This is a genomic window from Streptomyces sp. NPDC053493 (assembly GCF_044544825.1).
Lineage (GTDB): Bacteria > Actinomycetota > Actinomycetes > Streptomycetales > Streptomycetaceae > Streptomyces.
In genome coordinates this window covers 24,885-51,445 of sequence record NZ_JBITXS010000022.1, presented here as the reverse complement: position 1 = coordinate 51,445, position 26,561 = coordinate 24,885, and the positions used below count along the sequence as shown (strand labels likewise).

The following is a 26,561-nucleotide window of genomic DNA, read 5'->3' as shown; positions in this document are numbered from 1 at the left end:
ACTCCGCAGCCCACGCCGCTCGACGGCAGCCAGGGCCTTCCCGCGGTCCCGGCTCAGCGCAAAGCCCGCCGCGAGTACGATCGTTCTCACCGATAACCGCTGTACCGGCGGTCCACCGGGCGCCTGGCGCACCGTCAGGACGCGATGTGGGACGACCCGGCCGGCGACGGCCCGGCGCCGATCGGGCAGCACACGGCCAACCTCCGACGCAAAGGCGGCCTCGGCAAGGACCCGAGGGGCGGGGACTCGATCGCGGACAGCAGCTGACCGCGATCGACCCGGAACTGCCCCTGCCCCTCAACTGATAACGCCACTACCGCCGCCGACTTCGTCGACACCGACGGCCGCCTCCCCGAGATCGCCCCCGGCGTGCTCATGGACGGCGACGACCTGGGCAAGTGGCTTCAGCAGCAGAAGCAGCCAGTTGTCTGGACACAACACCTCCCCAAACAACAGGAGCGGCTGACCAAGCTGGACATCAAGCCCGCTCAGGCGCCGTCTCCCGCTACGGCGGCCATGCATGCGACGAAGTTGCCCGAACAAGGCCCAGCAGGCCTTCCAACGCGGCCTCACGGCCCTCACACAGTGGATCGAGCGAGAAGGCGACCGGCCGGTGCCGCGCGGCGCGGTCGTCGAGGTCGCGGTGACGGCGAGACGGAACCGGTGCCCGTCAAGCTGGACGTGGATTTCGAACACGAAATCCAGGAGGGGCCGGCTGGACGCCGACCAACTCGCCGCCCTCCGGAAACTCGGCGTGCAGTGGGCGTGATACCGACGTCTCAGACCTGGCTGGGCTGGTCGAAGTACTGGTCGTTGTCTTGGTAGTAAGGCCCTGTCGTAGCGGCTTCGGTGAGGGCTACAGTGCCGCTAAGGCTGCGGGAGGGGCGTGATGCGCGACCTTGATGGCTATGCCGGTCCAGGCGGGAAGCGGCAGACGCGCTGGGAACCGTCACGGGTTGAGGTGTGGCCGGATACCTCGATCGGGAACTGCGAGTGCCCATGCCTCATCGCGCACCCTGCGGTTACCCGAGGCGCTTGCGATGGAACTGCTCCTATCGCTGCTCGTGCCATCACCCACGAGGAGTTCAACTCTTTCTTCCCTGTAGCGCTGTGCGCTGTCTGTGCCGCAGCTCAGCTGTCGCGCATGGACAAGGGGCGTCGGGAGCGGGGTGTTCCCGCTGCGGAGATACGGCAGGGGGAACTCTTCGAGCTCGCCGCTTTGGCCACGGCGGTTGCTCTGACCTGGTGGTTCACCAGTATCGAAATCGCTTTGGCTCTTGCGGTCGGACTTGGTGTCGGCCGATCGTTGAACGTCCGGAGCCGAAGGTAACGCCCCGCATCCGGACGTGTTGTTTCCAAAGCTTGCTGCCTTACTTGTCTTGCCGGTGGATGACCGGTGGGAGTGGGTGACATGCTTCACCCATGCGGATTCCTGTAGAAGTACGTCCCGACTTCATCGAGAAGGTAGCTCGACGCACGGATCCGCTGGGTGCCGTGGAAGAACTGGTGTGGAACAGCCTGGATGCTGACGCCACCGAGGTGTACGTCGACCTGGAGCTTGACGACTTCGGTGGGGTCCATGCCGTGGTTGTGCGCGACAACGGGCATGGAATCCCAGCTACCTCTGTGGAGTCCGCGTTTAAGGGGATGGGCGGGTCATGGAAGCGCACCGCTCCGGGAACCGAGAGCGGCCGGCAGCTGCACGGTCGTAATGGTTACGGGCGCTTTCGGGTGCTGGCTCTGGGATCGTCCGCGACGTGGACGTCAGTGTCGGACAGCCCCGGTGGCCGCAGTGAAGTTGCCATCCGCTTCCAGGACGGGGACAGCAACTTCGATGTGGACGAACGCGGGCCGGCGTCGGCGAAGGCGCCGGGGACCGTGGTGCGGGTGACTGGAGAGGCCCAGCGCAAGCAGCGGCTCACTGCGGACCAGGCCCGGGAGGAGCTGACCAGTCGGCTTGCCATGTACTTGATCAAGTACCCTACCGCGACTGTGTGGTGGTGCGGAACTGCGCTTGATCCCAGCGAGGTGATCCAAGGCCAGCCCTATGAGGAAGAGCTGGACATCGGCATCGACACTGGAAGTCCCGGCCCTTTGCTGCGCATCGTGGAGTGGAAGACCAGGCCCCCGCGGCGAGAACTGCTCGTCTGCGACAGTGTCGGCGTGCACCGGGTGACGCTGCTGGCGCAGATCCAGGCACCGGACTTTCACTTCACGGCCTACGTCCTGTGGGACAAGTTTGCGAACCTGACCGACCACGATCTGCTCGAGGGTGAGTTCGAGCAGCCGGACTCCCTGCTCGGCAGTACCGTCAAGGCCGCGCGCAGCAGGCTGCGCGTCTACTTCCGCGAGCAGGAGCGCGAGCGGACGCGCAAGTTGGTGCAGCAGTGGATCGACGAAGGTATCTACCCCTACAGCGGCGATCCGGCAGGCCCGGTGGAAGTGGCGGAGCGGGAAACGTTCAACGAGGTGGCGGGGCTGGTCAGCCGCCAGCTGAAGGGTCCGAAGACCGCACGCCGTACGCAGATGGTGCTGCTGCGCGAGGCGCTGCGCCGGCAGCCGACGGCGATGCCGAAGGTGCTCGATGAGCTGTTCGGGCTGTCGGTGCCGCAGAAGGAGCGGCTGGAAGATCTGGTGGACCGCACACCATTGGCGAACTTGATCGCCGCGAACGCTGAGACCATCGACCGCATCGATGCCCTGAACACTCTGCGGACGCTGCTGTTCGAGTTCGAAGCCCGCTACACACTGCGGGAGAAGGACCAGCTGCACCGCATGCTGGAGAAGGAGCTGTGGATCTTTGGGGATGAGTACGGTCACGCTGTGTCCGAGATCGGACTGACCAATGCTCTCAACCGGCACCTGCCACGCTTGGAGAGCCGGACGGTGCCCCAGCAGCGCGTCCAGCTCCACCACGGCACAAGCGGCCGGCTCGATCTGCTGCTGTCCTGCGTCTCAGGGGCCGGCCGGACCAAACAGCACCTGGTCGTCGAACTGAAGCGGCCTCGCACCGTGCTGTCGGAAGCGGAAGTCGCCCAGATCAACAGCTACGCCTACGCCGTCACCACCGACGAGCGCTACCGCCACGACGACCAGACACAATGGGAATTCTGGCTGGTCGGCAACTCCATCGAGGACGTCGTGCAGTGGCAGCACCCCGACGGCTACGTCAGGAACGACGGCCGCGTCACCATCCGCATCATCACCTGGGGCGCCATCATCGACGCCTGCGAGGAACGGCTCCGCAAGCAGCGCGAGCGGCTGGACTACGCCTCCGACCAGACCCGCAGCATCGAATACGCCCAACGAGTCCACGCTGACGCCGACGTCGTCCCCCTACTCACCCCACGAGCCGATGACACCGCCTGAGACACCTGTGCGGCCGAAGCCGCGAGCCGAACCGGCTGCTCCACTTGACAGCGGGCGCGACACCGAATCGGCCACGGGAGCCAACCGGGCGGAGACGGCTGCGGCCAAGGCGACAGAAGAGGCCGGCTGGCCCCTGGAGTGAGAGCTGGCTGTGTCATGTCGGACAGGCGGGTAGCAGGCCGCACGACGGCGAGCGAGTCGTTCGGCTTCGGCCCGAGCGCTCGCCGCGTCCGCGCACGGTTCGCACAGGCGGTCGCTGTCCCAGGACCGGTCCCGCCCGCGCACCTGGTCCCAGCGGTCGTCGGTGAACTTGGCTCCGCAGCCGGTGCATACCGGCCGTTGCGCCTCCCGCTCGGCGGCCTCACGCTCCGCTTGCCGGCGCTTGGCCTGCGGTAGCCGACATGTCCGCAGCGCTCGCCAACCATCGGCGGCTATCTACCGCCGACCGTCACAGTTGGTAGGACGGTCCCGCTGGCTCCCCCGGGGCACCGGACTCTGTCCACAGGGCGGGGCTCTGAGGATCGCTTCCGGCTGCCAAGTTCGCCGACGCCGATCCGCGGCTGCCCTCGTTGCTCGTCGACGTCGCCGAGCGGATCATCGTCCCAGTCCCAGACCCGTATGACGACTCCTTCACTCTGGAGGCCGTCGGGCGGGTCCTCGTGGCCGCCCTGCGCAACGGTCGGTGGCCGGGCCGTGCACCGCGGAAGGCATCGCCCGCGCAGTCATCGGCTTCGTCGCGCACATCCCCACCGATGAGGCGCCGCAGTTCTGGGCACCGCCGCCACCTCCACCGTGGCCCTCGCGGCCTCATCGGCTCCGGCGCCGAAGCCGGCTCTGTCCTCTCGGGACACGGCCACGGTGCCGCCCGTCCCGGTCGAGAAGGTCATCGTGACCTACAAGGACAAAACGGCGGAAGCCGGCTCCAACGCCGCCGCCAGGTCGGATGCGGCCGCCAAAGGCGAGCAGACCGGCGAGAAGCTCGCCTTCGAGCGCCGCCTCGCCACCGGCGCCGCCCTGGTCGACCTGGGCGGCAGCGCCACCGAGCAGGACGTGAACGAGGTCATGGCCGCCTTCCGCGCCGACCCGTCCGTCGCCGCGGTGGAGCCGGACGCGCGCGCCTACCCGATGGCCGTCACACCGAACGACACCGACTACGCCAAGCAGTGGGACCTCTTCGAGGAAACCGGCGGCATGAACGTCCCGGCGGCCTGGGATAAGACCACCGACTCCGGCGTGACCGTCGCCGTCATCGACACCGGCTACGCCGCCCACTCGGACCTGGCGTCCAACATCGTGTCCGGCTACGACTTCATCTCCGATTCCGACAACGCCCGCGACGACGACGGCCGTGACGACGACCCGACGGACGAGGGCACCTGGACCCTGGCCGGCTCGTGCGGAGAGGACTCCAAGGCTTCCGACTCCTCCTGGCACGGCACCCACGTGGCCGGCACCATCGCCGCGGTCACCAACAACACCAAGGGCATCGCGGGCATCGCGTACAACGCGAAGATCCAGCCGATCCGTGTCCTCGGCAAGTGCGGCGGCTCAACCTCCGACATCGCCGACGCCATCACCTGGGCCTCCGGCGGTACCGTTCCGGGCGTGTCCCCGACAACGAGACGCCGGCCAAGGTCATCAACCTGAGCCTCGGCGCCCCCAACAGCCCCTGCTCGACCACCTACCAGAACGCGATCACCGCGGCGGTCCAGCGCGGTACCACCGTGGTCGTGTCGGCCGGCAACTACAACGTCAACGCCTCCACCCAGGCCCCGGCCAACTGCTCGAACGTCATCACCGGCGGCGACGAACCGCGCCGGAGCCCGCTCGTACTACTCCAACTACGGCACCACCGTCGACGTGTCGGCCCCGGGCGGCGAGACCCGCAACGCCACCGACACGCCCGGCACCGTAACCACCCCCGAGAACGCGATCTACTCCACGCTGAACTCGGGCCTGACGACCCAGTCGACCGAGTCGTACAAGCCCTACCAGGGCACCTCCATGGCCGCGCCGCACATCGCCGGCCTCGCCGCCCTCCTCAAGTCGGCCAAGAGCACCCTCACCCCGGCCCAGATCGAGACCGCGATCAAGGACAACGCCCGGGCCCTGCCCGGCACCTGCACCGGCGGCTGCGGCGCCGGCATCGCCGACGCCGCCGCAACCGTGAAGGCCGTCACCGGCGTGTTCACCAACACCTCTGACGTGAAGATCCTGGACAACACCACCGTGTCGTCCTCGATCCCCGTCACCGGCCGCACCGGCAACGCCCCCGCCGCCCTCAAGGTCGGCGTGGACATCAAGCACACGTACCGCGGCGACCTGGTCATCGACCTGATCGCTCCCGACGGCACCGTGCGCAACCTGAAGGCGTCCTCCTCGTCGGACAGCGCCGACAACGTCCAGACCACCTACACGGTCGACGCGTCGAGCGAGGTCGCCAACGGGACCTGGAAGCTCCGGGTCCGCGATGTGTACACCGGTGATACCGGCTACATCGACTCGTGGAGCCTCACCTTCTGATCGCTTCTTGAACCACCTCCACAACTGCAACACCGCTTTTCAGGGGCGCGTCAGCGGTCTATGCCGCTGACGCGCCCCTGAGTGAGCCCGACGGCCGTGCTGCTGACGTCTGCACCTGGCGGGGGCGGCCCCTGGATCCAGGTCCCTTTCCCGCACCTTGTGCCCCTCGACCCGGCCGCCGTGGGCCGGACGGACGGCGCGGGAGCGGACACAGGCCAACGGCAGCGAGCGTACGGCGGGCAGGGCGCGAGGCGGGGCGGCCACCGGGCACCGCAGCGGGCAGAACGGCGGCCGCGAGGTGCGGCGGGCGCGAACGGGCGAACGGACGGGCGGCGCGCGGACAGCGGCCGCGAGAGCGGCGACCAACCGCGGCGCGGGCGCGGCCGCAGACACGAACTGCGGGCAGGGCCTGGCCGGCGGCCTCGCGAGCAGCGGAGGAGCGCGGACGCGGCACGGCGCGCAGCGGCGACCACAGCAGGCCGCCAGGCTCGGGCAGACAACGGGCCGGGCGGGCAGGCCGGGCGCGGTCGGGCCGACGGCCGCCCAGACAACGGGCCAGGCGGGCAGGCCGGGCGCGGCCGGCGGAACGCGCCCAGCGGCGACCACGGAAGCCGGGCCGCCACAGGCCGCGGACACGGCGGGCGGAGTGCGGGCGCGGGCGGGGCCAAGGCGGCGCGGAGCGGACGCGGCGCAGACCACGGGCCGGCCCAGGGCGGACCGGACCGGGCACGGACCCGCGACCTCGACCGCGCGGCGGCACAGGGGCGACGCAGGCCGCACAAGGGCCCGCGACCGCACGGACGGCGGCCGCGAACGCGCCAGCAGCCACACGGACGGACATGCGGCGGCGGAACGGCGCGGGGCCGGCCAGCGGCACGGGCACGAGGCCACCGCCAGCGCGGCGGCACGGCCGGAGACGCGGGCGCCCGGGGGCGTGCTGACGGTGGTTTACAGCTCGAAGGCAGTCTGCTCGATATCCGTCAGCTCCACCAACAAGCCCCCGAGGGCGTCATGCCCCCCGGGGCCCGTGGTGGTGCTGGAGCGGCCTCTACATGAGCGTGGCGAGGGCCTGCTCGGCCATCTGGATGCCCTGGGTTGCCGCCATGGTGGTGGTGGCCGCCAGGAGGTGCTCCTTGAGCTGGGTGGCGAACTGGCGCAGGCGGCCCGGTTCGGGATTGCCGGAGGTCGCCTCGGTGTGGAGGTCCTGGGCGACGCGCTCCAGCTCCACGCGGTCGTCTTCGGACAGGCCCAGGATGGGACTAACCTGGCCGACGTACCCGGCGAGCTGGACGAACAACGTGGGGTCGACGCCGTCGGTGTTGTTCTGCGTGAAGTGCTGCTGTTCGCCGATGATGACGCCCTTGGCGTTCGGCATGAAGTTGTTGTACGTGGTGCCGGGGCGGGGCTGGTTCACGTGGTCCTGCACGCTTCCTCCTGCCAAAGCGCAGCTGACGCCCTGGGGTGTGATGGCGACCGTGGGCGGGTCGGTGTCGATGCGTTCGATGAGGTTGTGCTCTGCGAGGTAAGCGAGCGCCTGGTGCAGGTCGGTCCTGCTGATCTCGGTTCCCGCGAAGTAGGAGCCGGGTGTCGCGAGGAACAGGGCCGGGTTGACGGGTGCCTGATCGCTGCCGGTGTCGAACAGCCACCGCAGCTGTGCGTCGATCGCGTGGCGAATCCGGGCGGCGCGGTCCTTCTGCAGGTCATTGAGTTCGCGCACCGCGACGCGGCCGGCGTCGGTGAGACAGACGTGGGTCGTGGTCCCCATGGCGCGGAGGATCTCTACCAGGCCGTGCTGGTCGAGCTGGAGAGCCAGGATGGCCGGGTCCTCGTCCTCCAGCCCGAGTTCTTCGGGGAAGGCGGTGACGTCGGTGTACCTCGACGAGTTCTGCTTCTCGCGATCGTCCAGCCACAGCAGCAGGCCGGCCAGGTAGCCGGTCACCTCGCCGGGCACCCCACTGGAGGTGGCTTCGATCTGCGCCGAGACGCGAGGAGGGTTCCGTCGTTGAGCGCGCTCAAGGCTCTTATTGGTCTCCTTGACCAAGTCCCTGGCCCACTTGTCGATCTCGCGCTTGTTGATCCCGTTGCGGGCCACATTGCCCTCCTGTCTCAGGTACCTCAACCAAGAGTACGGACCGGGTCCGACAACGGGCCCTCCGGTTAACGTGACGCCGAGCGGGATGCGGGCCAGGTAGCTGGTTCAGGTCGTGGTCTCCAACGCGTGAGCTCGCAGGGGACGGTTCCGTGATGGGTGTGCCGGTCGGTCGTGCCGACACGAGTGATCCACGCGGACAGGACTGGGTCGGCGAAGAGGGCCCGGAGCTCATGCACGGCTCACCTTCGCTCGCGAGGAGAGGACGTCATCGTCATCGCCCTCAGCATCGCGTCCGTCGGCCGCGAGCTCGGGGTCATCCTCAACGACCAGGTCCGGCGCCGCTTCGACGACGTCAAGGCATCCCACCACTCCGTCATACGCAACCGGCGCAGGTTCCTGGAGGAAGAGATCCAGGAACTCACCGAACGCCAGGCCGCCCGACGCCAGGAACGCGCCGACCTAGGCGAGGACCAAGCCCGCCTCCTGCGCCGGTGGAGCGATGGAAGCGCTGACCGCCCTACAGACAGCCCTGGGCCGGGAGGAGGCCGCTCTCGGTGCTCTTCGCCACCGCTTCGACGCAGCACAAGCCCTCGAAGCCAGCGCCCGCCAGATCACCGCCAAGAGCGTCGAGCTGCAACAGGCCGGCGACCTCGACCTCCGAGAACGCCGGCAGCAAACAGACGAAGCGATCCTGCTGTTCTCCCGGTACGCCCAGCGCCTCTATGCCGAGGGCCGCGAAACCTACCTCGCCATCGAGGCCGGCCGGACCAGCCTCAGCATCACGCCCCGCATCGACGCCGACGACAGCCGCGGCATCAACAACATGGTCATCTTCTGCTTCGACCTCACCCTGGCCGTCCTCGCACACCGCTACCAGCGCGGCCCCGACTTCCTGGCTTTGTTGACAAGAACCGACAAACGTGTACGCGACTTTGGGCGGCACTCGAAGCTGTGCAGAAATCGAACAGTTCATGGTGCCGAGCGCTGCAGGCGGCCCCCGCCGGGTTGGCAGGGACCAATGGCACGTAGCAGAGGAGCGCCCAGGATCTGTCCTCGACGGGCAGGTCCTGGCAGACACGGCTTGTTGTCTGCGGGTGGCCTGTGGCCCGGTCTCACTTCAAGTGCCGGGCGAAGAACCGGGCCCCGGCGTCGAGTTCGTACTCTGGGACGCCGGTGTGCCCGCCCATGTTGGCGTGCAGGGTCTTCTCCTTGGAGCCGAAGGCGTCGAACAGAGCCAAAGCCGCCTGTCGATCGTTTCCCTCGTCGTCCCACTGCAGCAGGACCTGCAGCGGAACGGTGACCTCGCGGGCCTCCTCGAACATGACGGTGGGCACGAAGCTCCCGGCGAAGAGACCGGCGGCCGCGATGCGCGGCTCGACCGCCGCCAGCCGGACACCGATGGAGATGATGCCCCCTTCGTAACCGACCGGGCCGCAGATCTCGGGCAGCGCAAGGAGGGCGTCCAGGGTGGCCTGCCATTCCGGGACGGCCTTCTCGACCAGCGGGAGGATGAGGGCGTCGACGATCTTGCCGGTGACCGGCTCGCCGACCTCCATCGCGCGGCGCAGGTCGGCGCGGGCCTGGTCGAGGACGGCCAGACGGGGCCGGTCACCGCTGCCCGGAAGCTCGGCGGTGGCCACGGCGAAGCCGTAGTCCGCCACGTAGTACCGGGCCCGCCCTGCGAGCCGGGGGTACATCTTGCCCAGGCCGAGCGGCGGCGGGCTGATCAGGATCAGCGGCGCCGGCGTGGACGTGGACTCGGGCGTCCACAGGAAGCCGGTGATCTCGCCGAGGGAGAATTCGCGTTCGAGGACACCGTCGTCGAAGCGCTGCTCAGAAGTGACGTGCATGGTCGTGCCTTTCGGGAGTGCTCTGGAACGGCGCTCCCGGACGACCTATCGTCCGACCGTGACCCCGGAAGGGAGCACCCATGTTGCTACTGCGTTCACGGGTACCACCTCCTCGTTCTCTCGCACGGCCTCGGGAAAGGTAGCAGTGATCTTCGTGGTCGGCCAAACGGTTTCTTGCATGGGCTCCGTGGGCGGATGCCCGTTGGGCCGGAACAGAGCCCTTGGGATCTCATCGCGGCTTCCCGAGGTGAGGCGCTGCGACAGCGGGGCGTACCTGGGGCACTGTCGTTTCATGAACATCGAACCCGCGCTCATCGAGGTGCTGCTGCTCGGACGCCGCATGACGCACGAACATGTCGTCGCTGGCCTGCCGCCGCGCTGCGGGCCGGGGCGATGACCGCGGACGCGGTCGCACTGGAGGCCCGCGCGGCCGCTCAGGCGGAGACCGAGCCTGCACCGGAGGCCCGAACTCTCGGCCAAGCGCCGGCGACGGTGACGTCCCTGCACGAGTGGCGACTCGCGCATCTTGGCAGAATTGCGAGACCGTCGTGGCGGACCCATCGCCGTGCCGTGCAGCTGCTCGTCCAGGGAGCCCCTGTGAGGTGCGAGGTCAGGGCTCCTCGAGCGACGGCCTGACACGGGCCGCCATCTGGGCAGGCTGTGACCGGCGCGCTCGGACGGGATGCCACCAGTTGGCGGGTCCCAGCCCGGCCATGACGGCCGGTACGAGGACACCTCGTACGAGTACTGAGTCGACCAAGGCGGCGGTTGCAACGCCGATGCCGACGAGCTTGAGCTCAGTGACCTGAGAGGTCGCCAAACCCGTCATGGATACGGCCACGGCTACGGCAGCTGAGGTCATCAGCCGACCGGTTCGGGCGATTCCCTCGACAACGGCCAGTGTGTTGTCTCCGGTCTTCTCGAACTCCTCTTTGATCCGGCCGAGGAGGAACACTTCGTAGTCCACCGAAAGAGCCAGAGCGATGGCGAGGGTGAACAGCAGCAGTGAGGTGTCCAGAGTTCCTGTGACGGTGAAGCCGCCGAGCAGGGTGCTGCCATGCCCGTACTGGAAGATCACCACAACCGCTCCGAGGGTCGCGCCGAGGCTGATTGCAGCCACGAGGATCGCTTTGAGGGGCGCGATCACGCTGCAGGTGAAGGCCGCGAGGAGCACAGCGAAGGCCGCGGGCAAAAGCCAGGCCACGTGGGGCAGGGCCGAACGCACCGCGGACACGGTGTCGGTGATGTGGGCGGCGCGACCCCCGACCAGTCGGCTGCCCGGGGTGTCCCGCAGGGCACGGACGAGTTCCACCGCCTGAGGGGAGGTGGGCTCCGTGTCGGACGCGACCACCCAGAAGGTCTCGTTCGGCCTTGCCGCAGCCTGGAACGGCAGTATCCGCACGGCACTGACATGCGGGAGGGAGGTGAGCCTCGCGCGGTACTCCGCCCACACGTGCGAGGGACCGGTCCTGCCGGGCGGGAGTTCGGCCATGACGGTGAGCAGCCGGTCGGGTGGTTGGTCGAAGCCGTCCTGTACTCGCGTGGTCGTGGCGGCTGCCATCGCGGTGGACGGCAGGGACTGATGGTCGATGAGGCCCAGGCGGACCTGGCTGAACGGAAGGGCCATGATGAGCAGCAGGCTCGCGGCGGCCGTGCCGGCGAGCAGGGGGCGGCGGGTGACGTGGCGTGCGATCGTCCGCCAGAACCGGCTGTCGAGGCCGAGCGACGATCTGCGCAGTCGGCAGAACGGGTCGAGGCGGTGCAGGTGGTGCCGGAGGAGGGTCACGAGGCACGGCAGCAGCACGAGGGCGGAGACCGCCGAGATGAGGGAGACGGTGATGCCCGCCAGGGCCAGGCCCCGCAGCAGGGGCAGGGGGACGCAAAGGGTGGTGCCCAGGCACGTCGCCACGGCGACGGAGGAGAAGACGACGGAGCGACCACTGGTGCGCAGGGCGATGCGGATGGCTTCGTGGCGAGGTGCGCCGCGGGCGATCTCCTCCTGGTAGCGGGCGAGCAGGAACAGCGTGTAGTCGACGGCCAGGCCGAATCCGATGGCGGAGGCGGCGTTCACGGCGAAGACCGAGACGTCTGTGGCACGGGAGAGCAGCGCGAGCACGGGGACGGTACAGGTGACCGCGGCACCGGCGATCAGCAACGGGACCAGGGCACAGACCAGGGAACCGTAGGCGATCAGCAGCACGAGCAGAATGACCGGAGCGGCCAGGACCTCTGCCCGCAGCAGGTCGCTCTGGCTCCTGTGTTCGATCTCGGCCGCCACCCAGGCCGCGCCCATGGCTTCCACGCGTAGCCCGGGAGCGGCTGAGCGGATCCGAGGCACAAGGTGCTCGGCTGCGTGCACGCGATGGTTCTCGTCACCGAGCAGGTCGACGGAGACGAGCATGGTCCGTCCGTCGCGCGAGCGCAGCCAGGGGTCGCCCGTTGAATGGAACGACCGCACGCCCCGCACCGCCGGGTCGCTGTCGAGGAGGGTGGTCACCGCACGGTCTCCTGCACGCAGCAGGGCGGGTGCAGGGGCGGCACCGGGAGGTCCGGACACCGCCAGAATGAGGTCGGAGGAAGGGATTCCTTGCTCGCGGGCGCGCTGTTCGGCGCGCTGTGCCTCGGTCCCGACGGCAAGGGAGCCGCCGACGTCGAGAGCGGTGTACGCCGGCCCGGTCTGCAGGGCGGCGACGAGTACCGTCGTCAGGGCGCCGAGCAGAATCGTCCAGCACCATCGTCGGGACCGGTACGCCATGGCGTCGATTCTGAGCCGTACGGGCGGGCGCCCAGGCAAACGACACTCCGTCGGCGGGGACGTCGCCCTGCGGGAGGGATCGTGCCAGTCGGTTGGCGCCGGCGCTGCGGCAAGGCAGAGAACACGAGAGTTGCCGGAACATCGCTCCTACCGCCAACCGCTGCGCTGAATGATGGGACCGGTCGTGGCGAACACCACCGACGTCGCCGTCACGGGACTGGCCATGTTCACACCAGCCGGATCCACCGACGCCCCGTGGGAGGCTGTGAGTGCCGGACGCAGTTCGGCCCGTTCGCCCTGTACGGCGGGCGCCTGGCACGACGGCTGGAGCATTCGTCACACCGCTCGCTGGCCCTCCTGATCCCGCCCACGGTCAACCTCACCGACCAGGACCCCGGCCGGGAGCTCGATGCCGTCACAGACAGACCACGGGCCGCCTCTCTCACCATGGCCTTGTCCGAATCCTTCGGCTTCGTGGACCAGCACCCTCCTCCCAACGCCCTGACTCCAGGTCTGCCGCGAAACGCCGAGCCGAGTGCGCCCGCGCCGCGAAGACGACGCTCGTGTTCGCCCCTGCCGTGTCCCAGGCCGTGCGCAACGCGCCGAAGCGGACCGGCATCTGAGTGAGGTCCTGCGTGTGTCGCTGGCATGGACCGGACCCTCCCACCACGCTGTCACACGTGCCCGGGCATCCGCTCCCGGTCGCTCGCGTCCCGGCGCGCGGTCCCATGACCGCCTCACGGCGACACCGCACCGGCTAAGGAGTAGCTCGCGCTCATGAAGACCATCGCCTTGTCAGGCGCGACCGGCTTTCTGGGCTGTCACCTGCTGCCCCGCCTCCTGGGCGACGGACACACGGTAATCGCCCTCGCCCGCAGGACACCTCAGCAGGCCGTCGGTCGTCTGCACGGTGCCGCGGAGTTCGCCAATGCCTCCGAGGCGATTACCGCGGCGCTGGCGGCCGGGCAGCTTCGCCTGGTGCAGGCAGACCTGGAGCAGGACCTGCTGGGCCTGGATTCAGCCGTGTTCCATCAATTGGCCGGCGAAGTGGACGAGGTGTGGCACTGCGCGGCCACCACTGATATGCACGCCCCGCTGGAGCAGGTGGTCAGGGTCAATGTGGAAGGCACTCGCCGCATGCTGGCGCTGGCCGCCGCCGGGAGCCGGGTACCACGGTTCGTGCACATCAGTACCGCCTTCGTCGCGGGCGACCGCCGGGAAGGAGTCGTGGCCGAGGAGGACCTGGACTCGTCCTACGGGTTCGTCACTCCCTACGAGGAATCCAAGTACCTGGCTGAGGTCCTCGTCCGCTCCTGGGCCACGAACGGACGCCGTGCGCTGGTCCTGCGCCCCAGTACCTTGTTGACCGACCGCCCGCCAGCGGCACGGGGCCCGCGCGGCTCGCATGCCGGGCTACGCTGGGCACTGGGCCGCCTGGCCGCGCGTGGGCCTCAGTACGTCACCGAACGGTTCGGAGCGCAACCCGATGCGCACGGGAGAATCCCTCTGCGCTTCCCCGGCCGGCCGGACGGCCTGCACAACGTCGCTCCGGTGGACTACGCGGCGGATTCCGTCGTACGCCTGGCGCGTGAGGACACCGACCCGGGAACCGTCACATGCCATGTCGTCCATCCGGTCGACACCCCAGTAGGCATGTGGGTCGAGGCCATCGCCGCCCAGGCGCCCTGGGTTCGCGCGGAAATCGTCGAACACAGCTTTGCCCCCAGCGACCTGGAACAGCACCTGGTGTCGCTGCACCCCGGCGGACACCGCTTCGGTCTTCACCGCCGCCGGTACGAACGCACCGCGCTCGACCGGGCCGAAGCACGAGACGGGATCGCGCGGCCCGCCGCGCCGGACGCGGCGTTCCTCCGAGCCGCACTCTCGTCGCCGGCACGCGCGCGCTCCACGGCCGGCGCCGGCGCCTGACCAGCACATAACACAGAACGGAGAAGCGCCATGCCGGCTGAGCCTCTCGCCGCATACCTCGAAGCCATGCTCCGCGACCACTTCGAGGTGAATGCCGAAGCCTTGCATCCCGACGCGACGTTCGAGGAACTCGAACTCGATTCACTGGCCATGGCCGAGATCCTGGCGATCATCGAGGACGAACGAGGCCTGCGCATCTCCCACGACCTCGGGCTCACCAGCGAGACCACGCTGAGGCAAGCCGTGCAGCTCATCACCTCCCTCCTGGAAGAGCAGGCCGCAGCCTCCTCCCCCGCTGTTCGCCCCCACACGTTCCCGCCCTCAGACCGCGTGCCGGCGGAACAGATGGTGACGGATCCGGCGAGCGAGCCGGCGAGCGTGGCACGTTGAGTCCTGCGGTCGCGGTCACCGGCCTCGGACTCGCCACCCCTGCCGGAGTGGGTGTGAAACAGTCCTGGGAGCGTCTGCTGAGCGGGCAGTCCACGGCAGCCACGGACCCCGAGCTGGCGGGCCTGCCCGTCGACTTCTCCTGTCGCGTCCCCGACCAGGAACTGTCGTCCCTGCTGGGCCGGGGCCTGCGCTGGCGCACCGACCGGTTCATCCAACTTGCCGTGGTCGCCGCCCGCGAAGCCGTCCAGGACGCCGGTCTGCACCCCACCGAGTGGGAGGCCACCCGGGTCGGTGTGGTCATCGGCGTCGGCGGGAGTTCGATGGAGCACCCGGCCGAGTACGTCAAGATCATGGAACGGCGGTACGGGGCCGTCACCCCCAGCCTCGTGGCACGCAGTCAGCCCGGCATGGCCGCCGGCGAGGTGAGCCTTGACCTGGGCGCACAGGGACCCACCATGTGTACCAGCGTCGTCTGCGCCTCTGGGACAGCCGCCCTGGCGACGGCGAAGCTCCTCCTGGAGTCCGGTGCCTGCGACATCGTGGTCGCCGGCGGCGCCGACTCGGCGCGTTGTCAGCTGGGCTCGATCTCGTTCTGGCGCATGGGCGCGCTCTCCACCCGCGCTGACGACCCAGCCGCCGCCTCACGCCCCTTCGACGCGGACCGCGACGGTTTCGTGCTGTCCGAAGGAGCCGGCGCACTGGTGCTGGAACGGGCTGAGCACGCACGGGCGCGCCACGCACGCATCTACGCGACCCTTGTCGGGCAGGGTCTGGCTGGGGACGCCCATCACTGCGTCGCGCCGCACCCCGATGGCGAAGGAGCGGCCCGTGCCATGTCCGCCGCTCTGGCCGACGCCGGGCTCTCCACTGCAGATATCGACCACGTCAACGCCCACGGCACCTCCACAATCCTCAACGATCTGGCCGAAGCCCGCGCTCTGAGGAGCCTCTTCCGGACGCCCCCGCCGGTCACCGCCAACAAGAGCGTCTTCGGTCATGCCATCGGCGGGGCCGGCGCCATTGAGGCCGTGTGCAGCGTGCTCTCCCTGCACCACGGCGTCATCCCGCCCACCGCCAACCTCGACACCGTCGACCCAGCCATCGGCCTCGACGTGGTTGCCGGGTCGCCCCGCCCGGCGGCGCTGCGTGCCGTCCTGTCGAACTCGGTGGGCTTCGGTGGACACAACGCCGCTGTTGTCTTCCAGAAGGAGTGAATTGCGGTCCGGCGCTCTCCTGCGACCTCGGCCTCAGCCTGACCACGGCACGTTGCCGCTGCTCGAGCAGTTCCGGGAGTCGCCGTTGCCGGACACAACCCCCGATCGAGAGCGGCAGCCGGGTGGTCAGGTGGCGTCAGCCCTGACCAATCGGGGGAATAGCGCCACCGCGACACTGTCAACGGCCGGTAACAGGGAAGGGATAGGCAGCCCCACGAGGGGATGAAGGCTCTCACTCTCGATCGGAGGACGCCATGCGTCAGCTGACTTCGTCACCAGGCACTCCCACGGCGCGCCCGAACGGCCGCGGTCGCCCATGGCGACGCCCCGCGACCTGGGCGACCGTAGTCACCCTCACAGCCCTGGGCGGCGCCTACACGCCAGGGACGGCAGCAGCCGCCGAGACCGTGAAACTGACGTACATCAATCAAAACTGGGAGACCGGGAACACCTACGAGGTGGACGCCACCGTGACCGTGGCCGCGGATTCCCCCACCAGCTTTCACTACACGGTCAAGGGCTCATTGGCGGGAACCTGCTCGGGAAGTGGCGTGACTCCGCTCATGGCCCTCCAGTACAAGAGCAGCGGGGAAAGCTGGAAGACGATCAGCGCGCCGTGTGGCAGCAAGGCCGGTCCCGGCAGAACCAGAGTGACGGTCAACGGCGCAGGCGGGCTGACCGGCTCCGGAACGGTCATCCTCCGAGTCGGGGCCTACGGCGGCGGGGGCAGCATCATCGGCACGTGGGGCTGGGGCGAGGCAAAGACCGTACACGTCTGACTCTTGATCTCCCGGCGGTCGGACAGGGTTAAGGTCCTGGGCCGTCCGCCCTTGTCCTTCGGGTAGAGCGAGTCGAAGCTGTCGGCGTTGAGTTGTGGATTGACGTCCCGGACCCCGTCGGGCGGAACAACGTAACCTTGGCGATCTTGGCCACGTCTCCCTCAGCCCTGCCCGTTACGGACCCCAACCAGGGACATGGCCAGCACGTTGGCCCGTGCCAGCTCGCGAAGTGCCCACGCCTCGAAGGCGTCGGCACTTCGCATGCCTCGCGGACGTTCGCACCGCCGGACCATCATTCCCGCAGACAGGCCGGGTTTCGGCACCGAAGTCGTCCGTGACTGGGAGGACCTGGCGGCACCGCGCCAGCCAGAGCGAGCCGCCTATCCGCTCCACTCGACCCCGGCCGACCGTCGCCACCTGGAACTGCACGCCGCGCTGACCACCGCGGGCTGCGCGCGCCTGCCAGGCGTCCTCGACGCAATAGACCCTGCGCACACTGGATGACCTATGCGATGCCCCGAGATCGGAACAACCACGTCATTGACGGACACGGGCGGCCGCATCCCAGGAATCGCCACGGCAAGGAGCTGCAGCCAGCTCCTTGGCGCACGACCGGTGCCTGATCGGTCGTCAACGTTGCCGCGGGGAGATGGGGCGGCCCGGTGGTACTGCCCCCAAAGCGCATGGGCACCGGGCCTGACCCGCACACTCCATACCGGCACGGGCTGGCACACAGCCTAGCTGCGGTTTTGTATCTTCCTGAAGGGTCCCGAAGCGGCGCGCAGCGGAGAGCGGTCTCCATCTGCCAGGGCCGGGGCGCTTGCGAGCCTGGGGCGGGCCGCTCCAAGGCGGTTCGGTGATGTCGGAAGTTCGGTCGCTTGAGTCGCTTCGGTCGCTGCAAGCAGGGAGCCCGAGGATCAGAGCGGAAGGGTTATCCCGAGTTCCCGCATCGCGCTGGACGGCGGGCCGCCCTCCGAGCGTTCGGTCTTACGCCCCTTCGTCCGAGGAGCCAGAGTCTTGGGATCAACGGCCTCCGCCGGAGCAGAGCCGGCATACAGGCCCTTCGGTTCGGCATCACGGTCGTGCGGCAGGAGCCAAAACACCCGACGCCGGAACGTACCCGACGCACGCGAGGCCTTCGCGCCGGCGGTCAAGGTGGCGTAGCCGACCATGCGGCCGTCGCGGTGGTAGGCGGGCTTGCCGGTGCGGGTGGGCAGACGGTCCAGGCTCTGGCGGACGTAGTCGAGGCGGGTGATGTCCTCGAGCCAGACGAGTTCGGCCTCGTGCTGGAGATCGTCCTCGCTGATCAGGGAACTCATGCCATCTCCTCGTCGGCGAGCAGGCCGATGCCAGGGTAGTACTTTCGCGAATTCGACAAGATCATCTGCTTCGGGGAGGCCAACCCCAGCAGCTCCCGCGCGCGGGCGGCGAACGTGCGGTTGTTCATCGGGATGCAACCCTCACCCAGACACCAGCCCCGGTAGGCGTCGTAGAGGGTCTTCTGCTCGGTCCGCGCATCAGGGTTGAGCACACAGGCCTCGTCGAAGAACCGTCCGGTGTGGTCCTCGGTCTCGGCGTAGGCGGTGGTGGCGATACGGACCTTGGCCGGGCCGGTCAGATCCTTCTCACCGCCCAGGTAGCGGCGGGCACCGTCGATGAGCCAGTTGAGGATGCCCGGGCCTTCCTCGGCGACCAGGATGTCGGCCAGATTGTCGATCTTACGGTCGTCGGAGACCGTCCGCTCGAACGGGATCAGGCGCATGCGCCGCCAGAAGGCGAAGCCGCCGGTGCCGACCTCGGGCCGGTGGTTGCCCAACAGCCACAGTTTGTGGGTGGGAGCGAAGGAGAAGAAGTCCTGGCGCATTCGACGGGCCTTGATGCGGTCGCCGCCGGTCAACAGCTTGACGCGGGCTTCGTCGAACTTGTCGCCGGGCTTCACCTCGGAGCAGACGATGACGCGCCGGCCGTGCAGCTCGGCCAGATCGGTGGGATGTCCCTCATAGGGGCGGGCCATCAAGAAGCCAGGCGGGGCAGCGTCGGCGTAGTCGCCCAGCAGCTTCATCAGCACGTCCAGGAGGACAGACTTGCCGTTCTTGCCCGCGCCGAACAGGAACGGCATGACCTGGCCGCCGACGTCTCCGGTGATCGAGTATCCGAGCAGCAGCTGCAGGAACCGGATCATCTCCGTGCCCTCGGCGTCCTCGCCGAAGGTATCGGCGAGGAACCGCAGGAACCTGGGGATGGGCATCGCGGCCGGGCCGGCCGTGGTCGAGCGGGAGTGGAAGTCCTTGTTCGGGTCCGGGGTGCGCAGCAGGCCCGTGTGAAGGTCGACGATGCCCGCCGGCGTGCACAGGGCGTAGGGGTCGGCGTCGAGGAGTTCGGCCTTGAGGACCATGCCCGGTGCGGACTTCGCCTGAGTGAGCAGGGCGTTGATGCCCGAGGTGCTCAGCGCGCGGCGGCGGTGCTTCCTCAACGCCTCGACAGGATGCTCGCCGCTGGGGTCGGTGGTGGCGATGTGCTCGCCGATCTCACCCGCCGCCCACAGGACGGAGTCGTCCTCGTCGACCTGCCAGCGGGTGGTGTCCCAGCGGTACCAGCCCAGGCCGGGGACATGACGGAAGTCGGCCTGGTAGAGCCGAACGAAGAGCTTGGCGTTGCCTCGGTCGGTCAGGGAGTCCGGGATCAGGCCGTGCGCGGTCGCACCCGTCTGCGCCTGAACTGGGCTCGTCCCGGAGGCCTGCGGCGGCAGGGTGGTGGTGGACTTGGCGATGATCTGCTCGGCGAGCGCGCGCGGATCGAAGTCGAAGAGCATGTTCGGCTCACCGCCAGCAGGGCTGGTCACGGGCGGCTCCCCGGGTGCAGCGGGCGACGAGCGCCTGCGGTCATACCGCTGCGAATGATTGCCTCGGCACGGCGCTCCTGCCCGGGGCGGGCCTGGCGGGCGGTCTCCATGAGCGCGTTCTGCGCGTCTTGGGCGGTGAGGTGGCCTCCGGCGACAAGTCCGCCGACGGTGTAGGCGGCACGGTTGAGTTTCTCGGAAAACCCAGTGCCTTCCGCGCTGCCCGCGCACTCAGCCACTTCGGCCAGCACGGTCGCGAGGACATTCACGGCCGGGCTGCCACCGCGGGCGGCGAGGACGGCCTGTCGGGCGCGGCCGGGCACCGGCCGTGGGGCAGGCACATGAGCGGCAGGCAGATGGTGGGTGCGCTGGAGTTCCTGGGCGAGCCAGGCCGGCAGCGGAGCGGGTGTGAGCACACTGCCGACCGGCCTGTAGGTGCCTGCTTCCGTGGTAGTGCCAGGGGCAATGATGTAGCCGCCGTCAGCGCGGACATCGACCTGCCAGGCAAGCGCCCTCGTCGGACTCGAACCCGACGAACACTGCCAGCGACGGGAATCAGCGCTCCGGTACCAGACGTGCAGCCCTCCAGACGGTGTCCGGACCCTCAGCGTGGTGGCGTCCTCAGCAGGGCTGTTGTGGCCACGCAGGGCAGCCAGGACTGCCAACGTGTGGAAGCCCGTGGTCATTGCCGAAACGTCGATGTCCTCGGCGATATCGATGCCGGGCAAGAGCCGGTTCCTCGTCGGCGGCGGAGCCGTATGCGCGTCGATGTCGATCACAACGAGGTTTGCTGGCCCAGAGGCGACCCCGACACCCATCTGCGGGCGGGAACCCCACCACTCCTGAATGAGGTTGCTGTCCAGGGTTGCGGCGTGGAAGCCGTGGCACCAGCGGCCCGCCACGCGGCATGGGCACGTCCGACGATCATGGCCAAGTTCGCGACAAGAGCGACAGTTCGCCGCAGGCGTCTTCTTGCCCGGCGCGAGCGGGTGAACAGGCCAGCCGTGGCTGGCGCACCAGCGGGCAAGCGAAAGCGACCCAGGCTCAGCATGGGCGGATGTAGCGACTGTCGAGTCCCTGGAGGAAACCCGCAGGTCAGCAGGCATTGCGTTCCCCCATCAGCGACTCAAGCGACTCAACAACGGAGACAGACTAGCGAACACACTCCCGCCTGGCCGACCTTTCGGCTGGGCGCGCCGTCCACCCCGCTTCCGAAGCGACCGAGAGCCTGACTGCAGCGACCAAACTGCGTTGGTCGCTGCACTCAGGTTCGAAGAGAAGCTGCAGGTCAGGTCACTTTCAGTCAGCGAATCAGCGACTGAAGCGACTCAAGACTCCTATATATCACGCACACGCACGCAAGCTACTGAGCTGATATGAGGAACTTCAGTCGCTTCAGTCGCTGGCCTCTAGAGCACGACGCCTCTGACCTGTAGATTTTCACCAGCTACTGATGCCACCCCGGTCGCTGAGCCTCAGTCGCTGGCACTCCTGCTCACCCGCACTCCAAGAGCGACCGGAGCGACCCAAGCGACTGAGCCCCAGAATTCGTTCGCCATCCAGGAGACAGGCGTGACGGCCCGTGACACCTGGACGGTGGACCGGCTCCGCCACGTCCTGCCGCACTCCGTCTCCCGCCAGCAGCTCCTCGCGGACATGAACCTCACCCCGATCGACGAGCTGCCGGCCGTCCTCGACCGCTGCGCGGCCACCACCGAGACGCTGCACGGACGGTGTTATCGAGAGCGCGCGGGCCAACGAGAAGGCCCTCGGCGCGGTGCCTGAAGCGGTGACCGCCGAGGACCGCACCGCCGATGTCCTGCGCGACGCCAGGTCCTGACTGGGGCGGCCTCGGCGAGCGCGGCAAGGTCCGCACCGTCATCGACCGGCTCCACGAGCTCGCCCGGGCCAGCGACTACGCCTCTACGCCGACATCGTCCACTTCATGGCCGGCCTGCCTCTACTTGCCGCCTCCGCCTCTTGCTGGTCGACGGCACCAAGAAGGTCAGTTCCGGCTGACGCGAGCTAGTCCAGACCCGCCGAGCCCGCATCCACGTCACCAGGTAGTCGGAGTCGTCGCGAAATGAGGTCGGGAACCGCCCGCTCGGGGCGCATCACTTCGCCCCCGGTCTCTCTCAGCGGTTGTGGGGGTCCTTAAGGAGATGGAACGGCAGGAAGGCGATCTTGATATCGCGGCTCGTGTCGCAGTTCGCGTGGAACACGAAGTCGTGTCGTTCTTCCGTCGCGTACTGGCCGTCACGCTTGTAGTTCGGGTGCTCACGGAACCTCGCAATCGCCCTAGGCATGACGTCACCCGGGGCGCCGGAGCGAACGACCTTGCCGCCTGGGGCGTCGCCCACCGCCCGAAGCGCGGCACCGGCCGGCCGGCGTGGGCCCGCGTAACAGCCGGGGGCGCCCGCCGAGTGCGCGGAAGGCGACTGGCGTCTGGTCTGCGCCCTGCCGTATCTCGGATTCCGCTCCTACCGTTGAGGCTGACAAGACCTCGAGGAGGCTGCTGTGGCAGAGATCGTGGAGGGGAAGCACCGCTCGCCGATCGGTGATGATGGGCACCAGCCGAACCGGCCCGTACCGCCGCCACCCCCTCCGCCTCCCCCGCCGCCGACTGACCCCGGCAAGAAGAAGTAGTCTCGGTGGCCATCGTCGGGCGCCCAGCCGGGGGCGCCGAGGACGAGCTCGTGCAGGGCATGCTCGACGCGATCGCCGAGCAGCTCGGCGGCCCGCTGCCTGCCGGGCTGGTCGAGGCGTTCCGTCGGGTGCGCCGGCACCGGTTTCTGCCGGAGCGGATCTGGCTGCGGAACGGCGAAGGTGGCTACGCGCCCCTCGACCGCCGAGACGAGCCGGAGCGGTGGCTGGCCGCGGCCTACAGCGACGCCCCGCTCGTCACGCAGTTCACCAGCGGACTGCCGTCATCTTCGGCGTCGATGCCGTCGATGGTCGCCCGCACCCTACTCCTCACCGGCCTTGGGGATCGTCCGGCCGGGCAGGGGGCGGCCGCGCCGCGGGTACTGGAGCTCGGTGCGGGCACCGGGTTCAACGCCGCCCTGTTGTGCGCGCTCGTCGGCGACGAGAACGTCGCCACCATCGAACTCGACCCAGTGCTCGCCACCCAGGCCGAGGAGAACCTGAAAGCCGCCGGGTACGCGCCGGCCGTCATCCGTGGAGATGCCGCCGACGGATGGGCGACGGGCGGCCCGTACGACGCCGTGCTCGCGACGTTCTCCGTCGACCACGTGCCGTCCGCCTGGCTCACCCAGGTCCGGCCCGGCGGATGGATCGTGACACCGTGGACGTCGGCATGGTGCCGCTACGGCACGCTTCGTCTGACTGCGGGGCAGGGCGGCGGCGCTGAGGGCCGGTTCCACTCCTTCGCCTCGTTCATGCCGATGACGAGCCCGGCCACGCGCGAGCCCGCCACAGCCGGGGCGGCGCCGGACAGCCCGGCGGCCGACACTCGCTCCTCGACCACGCTCTCGCCGTGGGCGGTCGCCGGCGGCGACCTCGACGCTGAGTTCCACATCGGCCTCGCCGTGCCCGGCGCCTCCTTCTTCTGGGACACCAGTGGCGAGCACACGCACACCCGCCTCGAGATCGGCGACGACACCACAAGCTCGTGGGCGACCGTCGACTACGACGGCCGCACCGCAACCGAGTTCGCCGTCACCCAGAGCGGCCCGCGCGCGCTGTGGGACGAGATCACCGCCGCGTACGCGCGATGGGAGCAGCTCCTCGGGCGGCCCGACGTCGGCCGCTACGGGCTGACCGTCCGCGCCGGCGGCGCGGCCACGGTGTGGCTGGACTCGCCCACCACCGTCGTGGCCGCGCGCTGAAACCCGAGCCCTACGGGGCAAGCGTGTAGTGGACGATGGTGTCCTCGCAGGGTCCGTCGGCGTACAGGGCGAGTGCGTTGGCCTCGCCCTGATCGGCGCTGAGGCCCCAGCGGAGCTTCGTGGCCACCCATTCCGAGACGTAGCGGCAGGTGGCCTCCGGGGCGGGCGGCATCCATTCGCGCGGGTCCTGGTCTGCTTTCTGGCGGTTGGACCGTGCGGAGACTGCGACCAGGGAGGTCGCGGCGTCCTGGTCGTTGGCGTAGGCCTCGCGGCGGGCCGCGGTCCAGGCGGAGGCGCCGGAGTCCCAGGCCTCGGCGAGCGGGACCATGTGGTCGATGTCGAGCTTGCCGGGGTCGGTGACCTCCTGGCCGTCGTAGTACGAGATCCACAGTCCGCCGGTCAGTTTGCAGCCGGCACCGACCGCCGGGGACTCGATCGCCTCGGCGAGCAGGACCTCGTTACGGGTGTTGCAGCCGTCGGCCGGGTCCAGGCCGGTGTTCCAGTGCTTGAACTTCGTCCGCTCGTATCCGGCCCGGGATTCGTCAACGACCGGGATCTGTTGGATCGCGGCCGCGAGGGTCAGCACGTCGGCGGCGCCGGGCGCCGAGGGTGCGGCGAGCGCGGTGTGCGGGACGGCGAGCGGCGCCAGGGCGAGAGAGAGCGCGGCGAGGCCGCGCACCATGTTCTTGATCACGACCGTACGGATACCGGCTGCCGCCCCGTCGGTGCTCGATGAGCGGCCACGGATCGTCCGCGCGGGTGAGGAGGTTCACCGGAGAAACGTCCCTCCCAAGGGTCCGAAGCGAGCTCACTCCGCCGTTTCCACCGTCCGACGTCCGTTCCACACACCGATAAAGCTGCCGGCCACGGCTACGGTCCCTGCCGCCGGCCGCCACAACAGCCACACCACCTGATCCATGGCGGCATCTCGCCCGGAACGGGCGGCAGCCCAGGCTCGTTGGGCAGGGCATGGCTCCGCTGCGGAAGCGAAGTCATGGAACACGGCGCAATCAGGAGGCGGTGGCGGCTTCGGTGGAGGCAATCAGCGGCGGCACTGGCAGCGAGAGGCGGCGAGCGGGTGAGGGCCAGGAGGCTTGAATCACCGTCCTGTCCCGACCGCTGGCGAGTACCAGGGGCACGCTCGAGGACTGACTCACTGATGCGTGCCCTGACTGTCCGACAGCCGTATGCCGACGCCATCGTCTGGGGAGGGAAGGCGACCGAGAACCGCGGCCGGCCTGTGTCCGGCATGCACCTGGGCACCACCATCCTCATCCATGCCGGCAAGGAGCTGCACGCCTCCAAGGTGACCGCCGCCGACCTCGAGTTGCCCCATGCCCCGGACGTACGCGGCGCCATCATCGGCACCGCCGTCCTCGACTCCTGCCACGAGGCCGACCCGAACGGCTGCTGCGCCCCGTGGGGCATGCTCGGCTTCTGGCACTGGACCCTCCGCGCTGCCCGCCCGCTATCCCGGCCCGTTCCGGCCGACGGCGCGCTCGGCCTGTGGACGCCCACCGCAGACGTTGTGGGCAAAGTTCTGGCAGCCGACCCGACTATTCCCGGAGCCGCCTTGTGAACAGCATCCCGGCCGCACCGCCCCCTCCACAGCCCGCTTCGGGACGGAGGGGCTGCTGACGCGCCCCCGCGGAGCGGCACCGCGCCCCGCCCTTGCCCCGCTCGTTGGACAGACCAGCATCGCCCTCCCTGACGAAGGAGAATCGCCGTGTCGTCCCGCCCTCAGCTCCTCACCGCCGCGGAGAAGCTCGCCGCAGCGAAGCGCGACCTTGAGATCCCGGAGACCGTCGTGATCTGCGGCAGCACCCGGTTCATGAAGGAGATGGCCGAAGCCGACAAGGAGCTGACGTTCACCGGCCACATCGTTGTCAAGCCGGCATGCGACATGAAGACCCAGGACCCGCTGTGGGCCGATGCGGCCGCCGCCGAGGAGGGCAAGCGGCTGCTGGACGGGCTGCACCGCGCGAAGATCCGCCTGGCGGACCGCGTCCTGGTCGTCGGAGACTACATCGGCGACTCCACCCGCGCCGAGATCGCCTACGCCCGCAAACTCGGCAAGCCGGTGGCCTTCACTCACCCGGAAGTCGACCCCGCCGCGTGACCGCGATCAGCGACTTCAACTTGCCCTCCCGCGCCCGCGCCCCGCAGGGACACGCGCTACGCCGTGGTGCTGGAGCAGGTGCGAAAGATGGCCTGGCCGGCCGGGCAGTGCAGTGCGCAGCGTCAAGATCACGTGGATACAGGAAGGCCGGGACGGCCGGCAGGAGTCCGTGGTCAGCTTCAGCCCGCTGGCTGCCGAGCGCTACGTGGCCGACTACGAGGCTCGGCCGGTGTCTCGGACGTCCAGGTCGTCGCGGTGGAGACGCTGCTCGCGCGGCCCCGCCGCGGGGCCGCGTAGCCTACTGAGCCGCCGGGCCTGTGGCGCCTGGCCGACCTCACCTCCGCGATCCGTACGATCACCAAAGTGACCACCAGGTCCAAGTCCAGCGCGGCCTGGCGGCCAGCCTCGCACTGGCCTACCTGATTTGTTCAGGGAACCGGCCGTCGCGGACGTGCAGGATGTGTCTTCGTCCCGATGGGGACGGTGGCCTGGGCGATGCTGCCGGTGTAGGTGGCGCTCACGGTCGAAGCTGGGCCTCACCGCGGGCGGCCGGGCCGCCGGCGACCTGGCCCATGAGCTGGCGGTGCAGATCCCGTCCGAGAAGAGGCGTCGCCATCGTCCAGCCGGTGGTGGAGCCACTGAAGGCGTGTGTTTGCAGGGGTACTTGAGACCGCGGAAGCGATTGCTCCTCTACTTGTCGGGCATCCCCAGTGTGGGTGCGGCGCCTGAACGGCGGGGCCGTCCTAATGGCGGCGACTTGTGCGCCTGTCTCGCCGTGCCCGGTTGAACGGGCGTCGGCTTCCTCGTGTCTTGATTGGAACAGCGGTACGGAATGGCGTAGGGGATGTGGATGG

General features: G+C 69.1%; 17 protein-coding genes and 3 pseudogenes. 12 read left to right on the top strand and 8 right to left on the bottom strand.

Annotated elements, in window-relative coordinates; translation table 11 throughout:
• Positions 1 to 297: 297 nt before the first annotated feature.
• Positions 298 to 696, bottom strand: coding sequence for a hypothetical protein (locus tag ACIGO8_RS33520; protein ID WP_399738666.1), 399 nt, complete (start codon positions 694 to 696; stop codon positions 298 to 300).
• Positions 697 to 1,422: 726 nt separating this feature from the next.
• Between ACIGO8_RS33520 and ACIGO8_RS33515 the strand changes: the two genes are divergently transcribed.
• The gene (locus tag ACIGO8_RS33515) at positions 1,423 to 3,369 is read left to right on the top strand and encodes an ATP-binding protein (RefSeq protein WP_399738663.1); all 1,947 of its coding nucleotides are present in this window, start codon (positions 1,423 to 1,425) and stop codon (positions 3,367 to 3,369) included.
• A gap of 768 nt (positions 3,370 to 4,137) precedes the next feature.
• Positions 4,138 to 5,892: pseudogene (locus ACIGO8_RS33510) on the top strand (S8 family serine peptidase).
• 1,048 nt (positions 5,893 to 6,940) lie between these two features.
• Here the strand turns inward: ACIGO8_RS33510 and ACIGO8_RS33505 are convergent.
• Complete coding sequence (locus tag ACIGO8_RS33505; RefSeq protein ID WP_399738660.1) at positions 6,941 to 7,984, bottom strand: hypothetical protein; 1,044 nt, start codon at positions 7,982 to 7,984, stop codon at positions 6,941 to 6,943.
• 156 nt (positions 7,985 to 8,140) lie between these two features.
• Here ACIGO8_RS33505 and ACIGO8_RS33500 point away from each other — a divergent pair.
• Positions 8,141 to 8,425, top strand: a pseudogene (locus ACIGO8_RS33500) (ABC-three component system protein); the annotation flags it as partial.
• Positions 8,426 to 8,483: 58 nt separating this feature from the next.
• Positions 8,484 to 8,819 (top strand): annotated as a pseudogene (locus tag ACIGO8_RS33495) (DUF2326 domain-containing protein); the annotation flags it as partial.
• A 277-nt stretch (positions 8,820 to 9,096) separates the two neighbouring features.
• Here ACIGO8_RS33495 and ACIGO8_RS33490 read toward each other — a convergent pair.
• Positions 9,097 to 9,834, bottom strand: coding sequence for an alpha/beta hydrolase (locus tag ACIGO8_RS33490; RefSeq protein ID WP_399738657.1), 738 nt, complete (start codon positions 9,832 to 9,834; stop codon positions 9,097 to 9,099).
• A 610-nt stretch (positions 9,835 to 10,444) separates the two neighbouring features.
• Positions 10,445 to 12,589: an MMPL family transporter gene (locus tag ACIGO8_RS33485; RefSeq protein ID WP_399738654.1), complete on the bottom strand. Its 2,145-nt coding sequence runs from the start codon at positions 12,587 to 12,589 to the stop codon at positions 10,445 to 10,447.
• Between the two features lie 777 nt (positions 12,590 to 13,366).
• Between ACIGO8_RS33485 and ACIGO8_RS33480 the strand changes: the two genes are divergently transcribed.
• The 4 genes from ACIGO8_RS33480 to ACIGO8_RS33465 all read left to right on the top strand — a co-directional run bounded on the left by ACIGO8_RS33480 (position 13,367) and on the right by ACIGO8_RS33465 (position 16,901).
• The gene (locus ACIGO8_RS33480) at positions 13,367 to 14,518 is read left to right on the top strand and encodes an SDR family oxidoreductase (protein WP_399738651.1); all 1,152 of its coding nucleotides are present in this window, start codon (positions 13,367 to 13,369) and stop codon (positions 14,516 to 14,518) included.
• Positions 14,519 to 14,548: 30 nt separating this feature from the next.
• Entirely contained in the window at positions 14,549 to 14,908 is a 360-nt protein-coding gene (locus ACIGO8_RS33475) for an acyl carrier protein (protein WP_399738648.1), read from the top strand.
• A complete protein-coding gene (locus tag ACIGO8_RS33470; protein WP_399738646.1) occupies positions 14,905 to 16,122 on the top strand; it encodes a beta-ketoacyl-[acyl-carrier-protein] synthase family protein in 1,218 nt (405 codons plus the stop codon). Before ACIGO8_RS33475 ends, ACIGO8_RS33470 begins: the two co-directional genes overlap by 4 nt.
• A 407-nt stretch (positions 16,123 to 16,529) precedes the next feature.
• Positions 16,530 to 16,901: a hypothetical protein gene (locus tag ACIGO8_RS33465; RefSeq protein WP_399738643.1), complete on the top strand. Its 372-nt coding sequence runs from the start codon at positions 16,530 to 16,532 to the stop codon at positions 16,899 to 16,901.
• Between the two features lie 917 nt (positions 16,902 to 17,818).
• Here ACIGO8_RS33465 and ACIGO8_RS33460 read toward each other — a convergent pair.
• The 3 genes from ACIGO8_RS33460 to ACIGO8_RS33450 are packed head-to-tail and all read right to left on the bottom strand — an operon-like array spanning position 17,819 to position 20,846.
• Positions 17,819 to 18,220, bottom strand: a complete 402-nt coding sequence (locus tag ACIGO8_RS33460) for a DUF6009 family protein (RefSeq protein WP_399738640.1) — start codon at positions 18,218 to 18,220, stop codon at positions 17,819 to 17,821.
• On the bottom strand, positions 18,217 to 19,713 hold the full coding sequence (locus tag ACIGO8_RS33455) for a phage/plasmid primase, P4 family (RefSeq protein WP_399738669.1): 1,497 nt from the start codon (positions 19,711 to 19,713) through the stop codon (positions 18,217 to 18,219). The genes ACIGO8_RS33460 and ACIGO8_RS33455 overlap by 4 nt, the downstream gene beginning before the upstream one ends.
• A 26-nt stretch (positions 19,714 to 19,739) precedes the next feature.
• Complete coding sequence (locus ACIGO8_RS33450) at positions 19,740 to 20,846, bottom strand: bifunctional DNA primase/polymerase (RefSeq protein WP_399738637.1); 1,107 nt, start codon at positions 20,844 to 20,846, stop codon at positions 19,740 to 19,742.
• 466 nt (positions 20,847 to 21,312) lie between these two features.
• Here ACIGO8_RS33450 and ACIGO8_RS33445 point away from each other — a divergent pair, with 466 nt between their 5' ends.
• Complete coding sequence (locus tag ACIGO8_RS33445) at positions 21,313 to 21,525, top strand: hypothetical protein (RefSeq protein WP_399738634.1); 213 nt, start codon at positions 21,313 to 21,315, stop codon at positions 21,523 to 21,525.
• A gap of 866 nt (positions 21,526 to 22,391) precedes the next feature.
• Complete coding sequence (locus ACIGO8_RS33440; RefSeq protein ID WP_399738631.1) at positions 22,392 to 23,588, top strand: methyltransferase domain-containing protein; 1,197 nt, start codon at positions 22,392 to 22,394, stop codon at positions 23,586 to 23,588.
• Between the two features lie 10 nt (positions 23,589 to 23,598).
• Here ACIGO8_RS33440 and ACIGO8_RS33435 read toward each other — a convergent pair whose 3' ends face one another.
• Positions 23,599 to 24,282, bottom strand: a complete 684-nt coding sequence (locus tag ACIGO8_RS33435) for an HNH endonuclease family protein (protein WP_399738628.1) — start codon at positions 24,280 to 24,282, stop codon at positions 23,599 to 23,601.
• A 465-nt stretch (positions 24,283 to 24,747) separates the two neighbouring features.
• On the opposite strand from ACIGO8_RS33435, the gene ACIGO8_RS33430 reads away from it, so the two are divergent.
• Both ACIGO8_RS33430 and ACIGO8_RS33425 read left to right on the top strand, forming a co-directional pair.
• Positions 24,748 to 25,167, top strand: coding sequence for a hypothetical protein (locus tag ACIGO8_RS33430; protein WP_399738625.1), 420 nt, complete (start codon positions 24,748 to 24,750; stop codon positions 25,165 to 25,167).
• Positions 25,168 to 25,314: 147 nt separating this feature from the next.
• Positions 25,315 to 25,707, top strand: coding sequence for a hypothetical protein (locus tag ACIGO8_RS33425; protein WP_399738622.1), 393 nt, complete (start codon positions 25,315 to 25,317; stop codon positions 25,705 to 25,707).
• Positions 25,708 to 26,561 lie beyond the last annotated feature (854 nt).

Coding starts and splice junctions, on each gene's coding strand:
- ACIGO8_RS33450 (WP_399738637.1), bottom strand. CDS start 20,846: ATGCCTGCTGACCTGCGGGTTTCCTCCAGGGACTCGACAGTCGCTACA.
- ACIGO8_RS33480 (WP_399738651.1), top strand. CDS start 13,367: ATGAAGACCATCGCCTTGTCAGGCGCGACCGGCTTTCTGGGCTGTCAC.
- ACIGO8_RS33490 (WP_399738657.1), bottom strand. CDS start 9,834: ATGCACGTCACTTCTGAGCAGCGCTTCGACGACGGTGTCCTCGAACGC.
- ACIGO8_RS33485 (WP_399738654.1), bottom strand. CDS start 12,589: ATGGCGTACCGGTCCCGACGATGGTGCTGGACGATTCTGCTCGGCGCC.
- ACIGO8_RS33515 (WP_399738663.1), top strand. CDS start 1,423: ATGCGGATTCCTGTAGAAGTACGTCCCGACTTCATCGAGAAGGTAGCT.
- ACIGO8_RS33455 (WP_399738669.1), bottom strand. CDS start 19,713: ATGCTCTTCGACTTCGATCCGCGCGCGCTCGCCGAGCAGATCATCGCC.
- ACIGO8_RS33475 (WP_399738648.1), top strand. CDS start 14,549: ATGCCGGCTGAGCCTCTCGCCGCATACCTCGAAGCCATGCTCCGCGAC.
- ACIGO8_RS33430 (WP_399738625.1), top strand. CDS start 24,748: ATGCGTGCCCTGACTGTCCGACAGCCGTATGCCGACGCCATCGTCTGG.
- ACIGO8_RS33460 (WP_399738640.1), bottom strand. CDS start 18,220: ATGAGTTCCCTGATCAGCGAGGACGATCTCCAGCACGAGGCCGAACTC.